Origin of the sequence: Kitasatospora sp. NPDC015120 (genome assembly GCF_043080305.1) — a bacterium.
Lineage (GTDB): Bacteria > Actinomycetota > Actinomycetes > Streptomycetales > Streptomycetaceae > Kitasatospora.
In genome coordinates this window covers 411,995-424,410 of sequence record NZ_JBIBVJ010000004.1, presented here as the reverse complement: position 1 = coordinate 424,410, position 12,416 = coordinate 411,995, and the positions used below count along the sequence as shown (strand labels likewise).

At 75.1% G+C, this 12,416-nt stretch carries 11 protein-coding genes; 10 read left to right on the top strand and 1 reads right to left on the bottom strand.

The features are described from left to right. The first annotated feature begins 163 nt into the window (after positions 1 to 163). The 6 genes from ACF1AK_RS13590 (at position 164) to ACF1AK_RS13565 (ending at position 6,874) form a co-directional block, all read left to right on the top strand. The gene (locus ACF1AK_RS13590; protein WP_391498957.1) at positions 164 to 628 is read left to right on the top strand and encodes an SRPBCC family protein; all 465 of its coding nucleotides are present in this window, start codon (positions 164 to 166) and stop codon (positions 626 to 628) included. Between the two features lie 276 nt (positions 629 to 904). Continuing rightward, positions 905 to 2,260: an ergothioneine biosynthesis glutamate--cysteine ligase EgtA gene (gene egtA / locus ACF1AK_RS13585; RefSeq protein ID WP_391498956.1), complete on the top strand. Its 1,356-nt coding sequence runs from the start codon at positions 905 to 907 to the stop codon at positions 2,258 to 2,260. After that, positions 2,257 to 3,681 (top strand): ergothioneine biosynthesis protein EgtB, encoded by a 1,425-nt coding sequence (gene egtB / locus ACF1AK_RS13580; RefSeq protein WP_391498955.1) that lies wholly within the window; start codon positions 2,257 to 2,259, stop codon positions 3,679 to 3,681. The genes egtA and egtB overlap by 4 nt, the downstream gene beginning before the upstream one ends. Beyond that, on the top strand, positions 3,681 to 4,418 hold the full coding sequence (gene egtC, locus ACF1AK_RS13575) for an ergothioneine biosynthesis protein EgtC (RefSeq protein WP_391498954.1): 738 nt from the start codon (positions 3,681 to 3,683) through the stop codon (positions 4,416 to 4,418). The genes egtB and egtC overlap by 1 nt, the downstream gene beginning before the upstream one ends. A 65-nt stretch (positions 4,419 to 4,483) precedes the next feature. Beyond that, entirely contained in the window at positions 4,484 to 5,503 is a 1,020-nt protein-coding gene (egtD, locus tag ACF1AK_RS13570) for an L-histidine N(alpha)-methyltransferase (protein ID WP_391498953.1), read from the top strand. Between the two features lie 105 nt (positions 5,504 to 5,608). Beyond that, positions 5,609 to 6,874: a nitric oxide synthase oxygenase gene (locus ACF1AK_RS13565; RefSeq protein WP_391498952.1), complete on the top strand. Its 1,266-nt coding sequence runs from the start codon at positions 5,609 to 5,611 to the stop codon at positions 6,872 to 6,874. Here ACF1AK_RS13565 and ACF1AK_RS13560 read toward each other — a convergent pair. Further along, the gene (locus tag ACF1AK_RS13560) at positions 6,817 to 7,512 is read right to left on the bottom strand and encodes a TetR/AcrR family transcriptional regulator C-terminal domain-containing protein (RefSeq protein WP_391498951.1); all 696 of its coding nucleotides are present in this window, start codon (positions 7,510 to 7,512) and stop codon (positions 6,817 to 6,819) included. The two genes, ACF1AK_RS13565 and ACF1AK_RS13560, sit on opposite strands and share 58 nt — an antisense overlap. Positions 7,513 to 7,640: 128 nt before the next feature. Here ACF1AK_RS13560 and ACF1AK_RS13555 point away from each other — a divergent pair, with 128 nt between their 5' ends. The 4 genes from ACF1AK_RS13555 to ACF1AK_RS13540 all read left to right on the top strand — a co-directional run bounded on the left by ACF1AK_RS13555 (position 7,641) and on the right by ACF1AK_RS13540 (position 12,405). Next, entirely contained in the window at positions 7,641 to 8,789 is a 1,149-nt protein-coding gene (locus ACF1AK_RS13555; RefSeq protein ID WP_391498950.1) for an acyl-CoA dehydrogenase family protein, read from the top strand. Between the two features lie 36 nt (positions 8,790 to 8,825). After that, the gene (locus ACF1AK_RS13550; protein ID WP_391498949.1) at positions 8,826 to 10,013 is read left to right on the top strand and encodes a thiolase family protein; all 1,188 of its coding nucleotides are present in this window, start codon (positions 8,826 to 8,828) and stop codon (positions 10,011 to 10,013) included. Positions 10,014 to 10,065: 52 nt separating this feature from the next. Beyond that, complete coding sequence (gene fabG, locus ACF1AK_RS13545; protein ID WP_391498948.1) at positions 10,066 to 10,824, top strand: 3-oxoacyl-ACP reductase FabG; 759 nt, start codon at positions 10,066 to 10,068, stop codon at positions 10,822 to 10,824. A 204-nt stretch (positions 10,825 to 11,028) separates the two neighbouring features. Beyond that, positions 11,029 to 12,405 (top strand): S8 family serine peptidase, encoded by a 1,377-nt coding sequence (locus ACF1AK_RS13540; RefSeq protein WP_391498947.1) that lies wholly within the window; start codon positions 11,029 to 11,031, stop codon positions 12,403 to 12,405. Positions 12,406 to 12,416: the final 11 nt, after the last annotated feature.

Genomic DNA, 12,416 nt, shown 5'->3' with positions numbered 1-12,416 from the left:
TCGCTCCGGTTCCGGTGGACCAGCCACCGGATGGGGCAGCTGTGACTGATGAGACTACAAGCACAAAAGATCCTCCTCTGCACGCCGAACGCATGCAAGCGGAGTGCACCCTTCCTGCGGGCGCCGCCCCGGGCGTCCCGGTGCCCGCCGCTACAGTGCCCCCGTGGACCCCAACCACTACCGGTTCCAGGGGGTGTGGCGGCTGCCCGCACCGCCGCGGGAGGTGTTCGAGGCGCTCGCCGACGTGGCCGGCTACCCGCACTGGTGGCCGGAGGTCCGCGACGCCCGGCAGACCGGTCCCGACCGCGGCGAGGTGCTGGTCCGGGCGCTGCTCCCCTACCGGCTGGTCATCGGGCTCACCGCCGTCCGGCGCGATCCCGGCGCCGGGGTGCTGGAGGCCGCCATGCACGGGGACCTCACCGGCTGGTCGCGCTGGACGGTCACCGCGGACGGGGAGGGCGGGGCGCTGGCCCTGTTCGAGGAGGACACCCGCCCGGCCAGGCCGCTGCTGCGCCGCCTCGCACTGCCCGCCCGCCCGCTGTTCCGGGCCAACCACGCGGTGATGATGCGGCGCGGCCGGCGCGGCCTCGCGGCGCACCTGTCCGGGCGGGCGGCCGGGCGGGCCTGACCGGAGCCGGTGCGGTGGACGGAGGCCGGCGCCGCGTGCGGTGCGCGGAGCTCTGTGTGCGGTGCGCAGTGCGGTGCGCCCACCGTCCGGGCGGCCGGATCCATGCGCTCCGGCGGCCGGATTGCGACCCCGGCCGGCCCCGTTCACCCGTCCGCACCGTTCCCGCCTGCGACGGCCGGGCTTCACCGGATGTTTGTGCGGCGGCTCCGCATGGTCCGGGGCAGACTGGGCAAGGTAGTCCGGGCCGCACCCGTGTCCCGAGGATGGTGAAGTCCGGTGATACCCCTTCGACCGACCGACCCGACCGACCGGAAGGGCGCACAGCCGCACGCCGACGCGGTGAGCCCGCTCACCGAATCGGCCGCCCGCAGCCACATGGCGGGCGTCTGCTTCAAGATCGGCCCGCCCCGGCTGGTCGGCGTCGAGGTCGAGTCGTTCGTTCACGACGAACGATGTCCCGACCAGCCCGTCCCACCGGAACGGCTGAACGCCGCGCTGGACGCACTACCGCTCGGCGGCCCCGACGGGACTTCGCTCCCCTCCGGCTCCCGCCTCACCCTCGAACCCGGCGGCCAGGTCGAGCTCAGCTCCCCGCCCGCCGACAGCCTCACCGCCTGCGTCGCCGACACCCGGCGCGACCTCGGAGCCCTGCGGGCCGCCTTCGCCGCCCAGGGCCTGCGCCTGACCGGCACCGGCACCGACCCGCTGGCCCGCCCCCGCACGATGGTGCTGGACCATCCGCGCTACCTCGCGATGGAGCGCCACTTCGACGCGGCCGGCCCCTGGGGCCGGATCATGATGACCGGCACCGCCTCCCTCCAGGTCTGCCTGGACGCCGGGGCGGAGGACGGCCCGCACGCGCTGGAGCGCCGCTGGCTGCTCGCCCACCGGCTCGGCCCGGTGCTGGTCGCCGCCTTCGCCAACTCGCCGCTGCTGGACGGACGCCCCACCGGGCACCGCTCCACCCGGCAGACCGTCTGGTCCCGGATGGACCCCAGCCGCACGCTCGCCCCGGCGCCCGGCCGCGGCGACCCGCGCGAGGCCTGGGCCGACTACGTGCTGGACGCCGAGGTGCTCTGCGTACGCCGCCACGACGGCCTGCCCTGGACCGCGCCCGCCGGGCTGACCTTCGGCGACTGGCTGCGCGGCGGCGGCGAGCGCCCGCCCACCCTGGCCGACCTCGACTACCACCGCACCACCCTGTTCCCGCCGGTGCGCCCGCACGGCCACCTGGAACTGCGGATGATCGACGCCCAGCCGGGTGACGGCTGGGTCGTGCCGACCGCCCTGGTCACCGCGCTGCTGGACGACCCGCTCGCCGGCGACGCCGCACTCGCCGCGCTGGAACCGCTGCAGCCGCCCCGGGACGACCCCCGCCCGCCGCGCAGCGACCTCTGGCGCCGGGCCGCCGCCCTGGCCACCGCCGACCCCGGACTGCGCCGCGCCGCCCTCGCCTGCTTCGCCGCCGCCGACGCCGCGCTGGGCCGGCTGCCCGGCGCCGAACGGCTGCGCGCCACCGTCGCCGCCTACGCCGAGCGCTACCCCGCGCGCGGCCGCTGCCCGGCCGACGACCAGCTGGACGCCCTGCGCGCCGGCACCCGACGCACTCCCCCGGAGGAGGCCGCACCATGATCGACGACGCCCGCCAGGCCGGGGGCACTCCCCCGTCGAACCGCTCCTTGCCGGACGCCCCGGCCCCCGCCGCCCCGACGCCGGAGGCCTTGCGCGAGACGATCGCCGTCGAGCTGCTGGCCGCCCGCGCCCGCACCGCCGCGCTCACCGACTGCGTCGAGGAGCACGACCTCACCGCCCAGCACTCCCCGCTGATGTCCCCGCTGGTCTGGGACCTCGCGCACATCGGCAACCAGGAGGAGCTCTGGCTGCTGCGCAACGTCGGCGGCCGCGACCCGATGCATCCGGAGATCGACCCGCTCTACGACGCCTTCGAGCACCCCCGCGCCGAGCGGCCGAGCCTGCCGCTGCTGCCGCCCGCCGAGGCGCGCGCGTACGCGGGCGAGGTCCGCGGCCGGGTGCTCGACCTGCTCGCCGGCAGCCCGCTGGAGGGCCCGCCGCTGCTGGCCGCCGGGTTCGCCTTCGGCATGATCGCCCAGCACGAGCAGCAGCACGACGAGACCATGCTGATCACCCATCAGCTCCGCAAGGGCGAACCGGCGCTGGCCGCTCCCCCGCCGCCGCCCGCGCCGGCGGACGCCGCCACGCTGCCCGCCGAGGTGCTGATCCCGGCCGGCCCGTTCACCATGGGCACCGACACCGAGCCGTGGGCGCTGGACAACGAGCGCCCCGCCCACCGCGTCGACCTGCCCGCCTACCGGCTGGACACCACCCCGGTCACCAACGCCGCCTACCTGCGGTTCATCGCGGACGGCGGCTACGACGAGCCGCACTGGTGGACGCCCGAGGGCTGGGCGCACCGCAGGAACGCCGGGCTGACCGCGCCGCTGTTCTGGCAGCACGTGGACGGCCAGTGGCTGCGCCGCCGCTTCGGCGTGCTGGAGCCGGTGCCGCTCGACGAGCCGGTGCTGCACGTCAGCTGGTACGAGGCCGACGCCTACGCCCGCTGGGCCGGGCGGCGGCTGCCCACCGAGGCCGAGTGGGAGAAGGCCGCCCGGTACGACCCGGCCACCGGCCGCTCCCGGCGCTACCCGTGGGGCGACGGCGCGCCCGGGCCCGAGCACGCCAACCTGGGTCAGCGGCATCTGCGCCCGGCCCCGGCCGGCAGCTACCCCGAGGGCCGGTCCCCGCACGGGGTGCGGCAGTTGATGGGCGATGTGTGGGAGTGGACGGCCAGCGACTTCCGCCCCTACCCGGGCTTCCGGGCCTGGCCGTACCGGGAGTACTCGGAGGTGTTCTTCGGGCCGGAGCACAAGGTGCTGCGCGGCGGCTGCTTCGCGGTGGCGCCGGTCGCCTGCCGGGGCACCTTCCGCAACTGGGACTACCCGGTGCGCCGGCAGATCTTCGCTGGGTTCCGCACCGCCGCCGACGTCGATCCCGGCGCCGGCGGGCGGCCCCCCGCCGGCGCGGAGGCGGGCTGATGTGCCGCCACCTCGCCTACCTGGGCGGACCGGTCGCGCCCCGGGCCCTGCTGGTGGAGCCGGCCTCCGGGCTCTACCGGCAGTCCTGGGCGCCGCGCCTGCAGCAGTACGGCACGGTCAACGCGGACGGCTTCGGCCTCGGCTGGTACGCGGACGGCGACGAGGTGCCGGCCCGCTACCGCCGGGCCGGCCCGGTCTGGGCGGACGCCTCGTTCGCCGATCTCGCCCGGGTCCTGCGCACCCGGGCGCTGCTGGCGGCGGTCCGCTCGGCCACCGAGGGCTGCGCGGCGGGCGAGGAGGCGGCCGCGCCGTTCGCCGCCGGGCGCTGGCTGTTCAGCCACAACGGGGCGCTGGCCGGCTGGCCGGAGCGGACCGGCGCGCTCGCCGCGCTGCTGCCGCCGCAGGAGCTGCTGACCCTGGAGTCGCGCACCGACTCGGCCCTGCTCTGGGCGCTCGCGCTGCACCGGCTGCGCGCGGGCGCCGGGCTCGGCGAGGCGCTGGCCGACACCGTCGCGGAGACGGTCGCGCACACCACCGGGCGGATCAACCTGCTGCTCACCGACGGCCGGGAGATCGCCGCCACCACCTGGGGCGACACCCTGCACCACCGGACGGTGCCCGGACTCGGCGTGCTGGTCGCCTCCGAGCCCTCCGACGACCATCCCGACTGGACGGTCGTACCGGACCGGTCGCTGCTGCTGGCCGGCCCGGACGGGGTGACCGTCAAGCCGCTCTGAACGCGGCCCCGCGGCCCACCGCGGGCTCATGTCTCTTCATTTCCTGAACAGAGGACCCACCTGTCATGAGCACCTTCGATCTCACCCGGCTGCTGCCCGCCGACCACTTCAGCACCGCGCTGCGGCACGACGTCGAGACCGGGCTGACCGCCGAACCCAAGACGCTGCCGCCCAAGTGGTTCTACGACGCGCGGGGCAGCGAGCTGTTCGAGGAGATCACCCGGCTGCCGGAGTACTACCCGACCCGGGCCGAGCGGGCGATCCTCACCGCCCGGGCCGGCGAGATCGCCGCCGTCACCCGGGCCCGCACCCTGGTGGAGCTGGGCTCCGGTTCCTCCGAGAAGACCCGGCTGCTGCTGGACGCGCTGCGTGACCTCGGCACGCTGGAGGCGTACGTGCCGGTCGACGTCAGCGAGAGCGCGCTGACGGCGGCCGGCGAGGCGCTCGTCGCCGAGTACCCGGGCCTCGCGGTGCACGGCGTGCTGGCCGACTTCACCGCCGGGCCCGAGCTGCCGCCGACCGGGGGCCCGCGCCTGGTCGCCTTCCTCGGCGGCACCCTCGGCAACCTGCTGCCGGCCGAGCGGGCCGCGTTCCTGGGCGGCCTGCGCGCCGCGCTCGACCCGGGCGACTTCCTGCTGCTCGGCACCGACCTGGTGAAGGACCCGGCGGTGCTGGTCGCCGCCTACGACGACGCGGCCGGGGTGACCGCGGAGTTCAACCGGAACGTGCTCAACGTGCTCAACCGCGAGCTGGGCGCCGACTTCGACCCGGACGCCTTCGCGCACGTCGCGCTCTGGGACGCCGAGCGGGAGTGGATCGAGATGCGGCTGCGCTCGCTGGCCTCGCAGACCGTGAAGATCCCGGCGCTGGACCTGCCGGTGCACTTCGCCGAGGGCGAGGAGCTGCGCACCGAGGTGTCGGCGAAGTTCCGCCGGGAGCGGATCGCCGAGGAGCTGTCGGCGGCCGGCCTGCGGCCGGCGGCCTGGTGGACGGACGAGGAGGGCCGGTTCGGGCTCTCGCTGGCCCAGCCGGTCGCCCAGTCGCCCGCCCGGCCGGTCAACCGATCCGGCGGGGGCGCTTCCTAGGCCCGTCGGCCCCGCACCCTAGCGCCAAAGCGCCGGGGGCGGGGCCGAATCGTTCACTCCCTGCGGCGGCGCGCACCCCTCCGGTATCCCTTTGCGGCAGGAGGGATGTCCTTGATCTTCGACCGGCTTCGCACCCGTAGCTCGCGCCGATCCGCCGCCACCGGGCCCGGCGGCGCCTGCCCCTACTCGCACGCCCACGTCCACGGCCACCTGGTGCCCGAGGAGTCACCGGAGCCTGCTCCTGATCAGCCCGGCACCGGGCCGCACACGCTCAACGGCCCCCGGCCCTTCACCGATCCCCGGCAGGCCGCCGATTTCATCCGGCAGTTCCACGCCGAGCACCCCGCCGCCGGTGATCCGCAGCCCCGGATACGCACCGTCCTCGACGAGATCGACCGCACCGGCACCTACCAGCACACCCCCGCCGAACTCGCCCACGGCGCCAAGCTCGCCTGGCGCAACGCCGCCCGCTGCATCGGCCGGCTGTACTGGCGCAGCCTGGTGGTGCGCGACCTGCGCCACCTCTCCTCGGCCGACGACATCGCCGCCGAGTGCTTCGCCCACCTGCGCACCGCCACCAACGGCGGCCGGATCCGCCCGGTGATCTCGGTGTTCGCCCCCGACCGGCCCGGCCGTCCGGCCGCCCGGGTCCTCAACCAGCAACTGATCCGCTATGCCGGTCACCCCGGCCCGGACGGCCGGTGGACCGGCGACCCGGCCGGCGGGCAGCTCGCCGCCCGGGCCCGCGACCTCGGCTGGAAGGCCGGCGGGGAACCGTTCGAGGTGCTGCCACTGCTCGTCCAGGAACGGCCCGGCGAGCCGCCCGCCTGGTACGAGCTGCCCGAGGACACCACGCTGGAGGTCCGGCTCTCCCACCCCGCGCACCCGTGGTTCGCCGAGCTCGGCCTGCGCTGGTACGCGGTCCCGGCGATCAGTGACCTGACCCTGGAGATCGGCGGCGTGCGCTACCCCACCGCGCCGTTCAATGGCTGGTACATGGGCACCGAGATCGGCGCCCGCAACCTGGCCGACGCCGACCGCTACGACATGCTGGCCACCGTCGCCGGCCGGCTCGGCCTGGACACCTCCAGCGAGCGCACCCTCTGGCGGGACCGGGCGCTGGTGGAGCTGAACGTCGCGGTGCTGCACTCCTTCGAGCAGGCCGGGGTGACCATGGCCGACCACCACACCGAGTCCGAGCGGTTCCTGCGGCACATCGCGCAGGAGAAGCGGGCCGGCCGGCCGACGCCCGCCGACTGGAGCTGGATCGTGCCGCCGGTCTCGGGCGGGCTGACCCCCGTCTACCACCGGTACTACGACCCGGTGGACCCCGCGCTGCGCCCGGCGTTCGTGGCCCGCGAGCCCTGGTGAGCCTGCTGCCGCAACCGCTCGAAGCGCAGTTCCAGGCCGTCGAGGAGCGCGTCGAGGCCGGTCTCGAAGGCGCCCTCGTCGACGGCCGTCCGGTGCTCGGCGAGCCGGTGGGCCTCGCCGAGGTGCGGGTAGTCGGCCGCGTCGTAGACCCCGGCGTCCTCCGGGAAACCGGCCGCGAACGAGGCCAGCGCCGAGCCGGTGACGAAGTAGCGCATCAGCGCGCCGATCCTGGTCGCCTGCCCGCGCGGCCAGCCGGCCTCGACCAGGTGGCCGAAGACGGCGTCGGCCAGCCGCAGCGCGTTCGGCCGGCGGCCGGGGCCCTGGGCGAGCACCGGGACGATGTTGGGATGGGCGGCGAGCGCGGCCCGGTAGGAGCGGGCCCAGTCGCGCAGCGCCTGCGGCCAGGGCGCGCCGGCGGCGAACATCGACAGGTCGACCTCGCCCATCACGCCGTCCACCACCGCGTCCAGCAACGCGTCCTTGGTGGCGAAGTGGTTGTAGAGGGACGGCCCGCTCACCGAGAGCTCGGCGGCCAGCCGGCGGGTGGAGAGCGCGGTCAGCCCCTCCTCGTCGACCAGTCGCAGCGCGGCGGCGACGATGCGCTCGCGGTTGAGCAGGGGGGTGCGCGGGCGGGCCATCGGGCGCGGCTCCTCCGGTCGGGTGGGGATCTGGAGCGATTCTGGCAGGTGCCCCTTCCCAGCGCGGCCGGCCGGAGCTACAGTCCCCTCGTAAAACTTGCAGCGCTAGTTTACCTGGGGGCGCCCCGATGGACCTGGCACTCTCCGCGGAACAGGCCGCCGTCCGCGAGCTCGCGGCCGCCTTCACCGACCGCGAGATCGTGCCGCACGCCGCCGCGTGGGACCGCGCCGAGTCGGTCGACCGCGCGATCGTCCGCAAGCTGGGCGAGGTCGGCTTCCTCGGCCTGACCGTCCCCGAGGAGTACGGCGGCAGCGGCGGCGACCACCTCGCGTACTGCCTGGTCCTGGAGGAGCTGGGCCGGGGCGACTCCGCCGTGCGCGGCATCGTCTCGGTCTCGCTCGGCCTGGTCGCCAAGTCCGTCAACGCCTTCGGCACCGAGGAGCAGAAGCGGCACTGGCTGCCCCGGCTCACCTCCGGCGAGGCGCTCGGCTGCTTCGCCCTCACCGAACCCGGCACCGGCTCCGACGCCGCCAACCTCACCACCCGCGCCGTGCGCGACGGCGACGGCTGGCTGCTCAGCGGCGGCAAGACCTTCATCACCAACGGCACCTGGGCCGATGTCGCCCTCGTCTTCGCCCGCACCGGCGGACCGGGCCACCGGGGCATCACCGCCTTCCTGGTGCCCACCGGCCTGCCCGGCTTCACCCGCACCGAGATCCACGGCAAGCTCGGCCTGCGCGGCCAGGCCACCGCCGAGCTCGCCCTCGACGACGTCCGGGTGCCCGACGACGCCCGGCTCGGCGAGGTCGGCAAGGGCTTCACCGTCGCCATGGCCGCCCTCGCCAAGGGGCGGATGTCCGTCGCCGCCGGCTGCGTCGGCATCGCCCGGGCCTGCCTGGACGCCGCCGTCCGGTACGCCGGCGAGCGCGAGCAGTTCGGCGCGCCGATCGCCTCGCACCAGCTGGTGCAGCAGCTGCTCGCCGGGATCGCCGTGGACGTCGAGGCTGCCCGGCTGCTCACCTGGAAGGTCGCCGACCACATCGAACGCGGCCTGCCGTTCGCCACCGAGTCCTCCGTCGCCAAGCTGTTCGCGAGCGAGGCGGCGGTGCGGGCCGCCAACAACGCCCTCCAGGTGTTCGGCGGGTACGGCTTCATCGACGAGTACCCCGTCGGCAAGTACCTGCGCGACGCCCGGGTGATGACCCTCTACGAGGGCACCAGCCAGATCCACCAGCTGCTGATCGGGCGCGCGCTCACCGGCGTCAGCGCCTTCTGACCCACCGTCCCCCTTCACCACGAGGAGCCCGACGTCGTGCGTCCTGTCTACTTCGCCGCCGCCCGCCGCACACCCATCGGCCGGCTGCGCGGAGCGCTCGCCACGGTCCGCCCCGACGACCTCTCGGCCACCGTGCTGCGCGCCCTGCTCGCCGGACTGCCCACCCTCGACCCGGCCCGGATCGACGACGTCTACTGGGGCGCCGCCAACCAGGCCGGCGAGGACAACCGCAACGCCGCCCGGATGGCCGTCCTGCTCGCCGGACTGCCCGACAGCGTCCCCGGCGCCACCGTCAACCGGCTCTGCGCCTCCGGCCTGGAGGCGGTCACCATGGCCGCCCGGGCGATCGGCTCGGGCGAGGCGGACGTCGTGCTGGCCGGCGGCTGCGAGTCGATGACCCGCGCCCCCTTCGTCCTCCCCCGCCCCGACGAGGCGCTGCCGCACCGGATCGAGACCCACGACACCCGGCTCGGCTGGCGGCTCACCCACCCCCGGATGGCCGAACTGCACGGCGTGCTCTCCATGGGCGAGACCGCCGAGGAGGTGGCCGGCCGCTACGGCATCACCCGCGAGCAGCAGGACGCCTTCGCGCTGCGCAGCCACCGGCGGGCCGCCGCCGCCCGCAAGGACGGCCACTTCGACGCCGAGCTGGTCCCGGTCGAGCGGGCCGACGGGGTGACCGTCACCGCGGACGAGTCGATCCGCGAGGACACCAGCCTGGAGAAGCTGGGCCGCCTCAAGCCCGCCTTCCGCCCCGGCGGCACGGTGACGGCGGGCAACGCCTCGCCGATGAACGACGGCGCGGCCGGGCTCGTCCTGGTCAGCGAGGAGGCGCTGCACGCGTTCGGCCTGGAGCCGCTCGGCCGGTACGTGGCCGGCGCCTCGGCGGGCGTCCACCCGGACGTGATGGGCATCGGACCGGTGCCGGCCACCCGCAAGGCGCTCGCCCGGGCCGGCTGGTCGCTGGACCGGGTCGAGGAGGCCGAGCTGAACGAGGCCTTCGCCGCCCAGGTGCTGGCCTCCGTCGACCAGCTGGGGATCGACCCGGAGCTGGTCAATCCGACCGGCGGCGCGATCGCGCTCGGCCACCCGCTCGGCGGGTCCGGCGCCCGGATCCTCACCACCCTGCTGCACCGGATGCGCCGCACCGGCGGGCGCCGGGGCCTGGCCACCATGTGCGTGGGCGTCGGCCAGGGCACGGCGGTGCTGGTGGAGTCCGTCTGACGGGCCGCTCCGGCCCCGTCCGTTTTCCCACTCATGTGTCGAAGGAGCAGCAGTGACCCGATTCGCGGGCAAGGTCGCCGTCGTGACCGGCGGGGCGCAGGGCATCGGCGCGGCGACCGCGCGCCGGCTGGCCGAGGAGGGCGCGGCGGTGGCCGTCGTCGACCTCTCGGCCGAGCGGGCCGCCGGGACGGCCGGGGAGATCACCGCCAAGGGCGGCACGGCCCGGGCGTACGGCTGCGACGTGGCCGACTACGACGCCGTGGAGGAGGTGTTCGCCCGGATCGCCGAGGACCTCGGCGGTCTCCACATCCTGGTCAACAACGCCGGGATCACCCGGGACAACCTGTTCTTCAAGATGCCCAGGGCCGACTGGGACGCGGTGCTGACGGTCAATCTGACCAGCGCCTACAACTGCAGCCACGTGGCGCAGAAGTACATGGTGGCGCAGAGGTGGGGCAAGATCGTCTCGCTCAGCTCGCGCTCGGCGCTCGGCAACCGCGGCCAGGCGAACTACGCCGCCGCCAAGGCCGGGATCCAGGGCCTGACGGCGACCCTCGCCATCGAGCTCGGCCCGTTCAACATCAATGTGAACGCGGTCGCCCCCGGCTACATCGCCACCGCGATGACCGCCGCGACGGCCGCCCGGGTCGGCGCCACGGCCGAGGACCACCAGGTCGAGGTGGCCGCCCGCACGCCGCTGCGGCGGGTCGGGCAGCCGGAGGAGATCGCCTCGGTGGTCGCCTTCCTGGCGAGCGAGGACGCCTCGTACGTCAGCGGCCAGACGCTGTACGTCAACGGCGGAGCGCGCTGACACGTCGGGGATCCCTGACGGTCGGTCAGCAGACCGTCCCAGGTGGTGGGTTACCTTCACCTGGGACGGTCTTGACCTTTTTCGGTGGCCGGAGACGACCATGCCGACAGCATGAAATGACTATGGCATGATCATGCGGCGCTCGATGGGATGGCCGGACCGACCCGTCCGATCCCGGCCGGGCCCAGCGTCCCTAGGAGTCCCATGGGCAGCCCTCGCACCCTCCGCCGCGCCCTGGCCCTGCTCGCCGTCGCGGCCACCGCGCTCGCGGCCGGCACCGTCTCCACCGTCTCCACGGGTTCCGGCGGCGCCGGCACCACCGCCGCGCCGAGTGCCGCCGGCGTGCACGTCCGCCCCGCCTCGGCCGGCCGGGTGAGCGCCGTCGGCCGCACGGCGCCCCTGTCCACCTCGCAGTGCCTGGCCGAACTCGGCCTGCACTGCTACTCCCCGCTCCAGTACCGCGAGGCCTACAACCTCAACGCCCTCTACCGGGAGGGCGTCACCGGCAAGGGCCGCACCATCGTCATCGTCGACTCCTTCGGCTCCCCCACCATCCAGCACGACCTGGAGGTCTTCGACCGGCAGTGGGGCCTGCCGGACACCCGGGTCGAGGTGGTCAAGTGGGGTGACGTCCCGCCGTTCGACCCCGCCAACCCCGATCACACCGGCTGGGCCGGCGAGGCCACCCTCGACGTCGAGTACGCCCATGCCGTGGCACCGGACGCCCACATCATCCTGGTCGAGACCGGGGTCGCCGAGACCGAGGGCACCACCGGCCTGCCCGAGATGATGGACGCCGAGCGGGCCCTCATCCGCTCCGGCCGGGCCGACGTCATCTCGCAGAGCTTCGGCGCCACCGAGAACACCTTCCCCGGCTTCGACCAGGGCGACTTCCGCGCGCTGACCGACCTGCGCTACGCCTTCAAGGAGGCCGCCGCGCACGACGTCACCGTGCTCGCCTCCTCCGGCGACGCCGGCGCGACCGACTACCAGGAGAACGGCACCGACCTCTACCCGTACCGGGTCAGCTCCTGGCCGTCCTCCGACCCGCTGGTCACCTCCATCGGCGGTACCCAGCTCACCCTGGACGACGCCGGGAAGCGCACCGCGCCGGACAAGGTCTGGCACGACGCCTACGGCGCGGGCGGCGGCGGGGTCTCCGGCGTGTTCGAGCGACCGCTCTACCAGACGGGCGTCGCCCAGGTCACCGGCAACCACCGCGGCACCCCGGACATCAGCATGAGCGCGGCCGTCGACGGCGGCGCGTGGACGTACGAGTCCTACGACCCGGCCCGGGTGGGATGGCACCTCACCGGCGGCACCAGCGAGGCGGCGCCGGTCTTCTCCGGCGTGGTCGCCCTCGCCGACCAGCTCGCCGGCCGCCGCCTCGGCCAGCTCAACCGGCGCCTCTACGGCCTCGACCTGCTGCCCGGGCAGTGGAGCGGCCTGGTCGACGTGACCACCGGCGACAACTCGTGGGGCGGCGTCACGGGGTACCAGGCCACCCGGGGCTACGACCTCGCGAGCGGCCTCGGCACCATCGACGCCCACCGCTTCGTCCACGCCCTCGCCGGACGGTAGAGCAGAAGGCG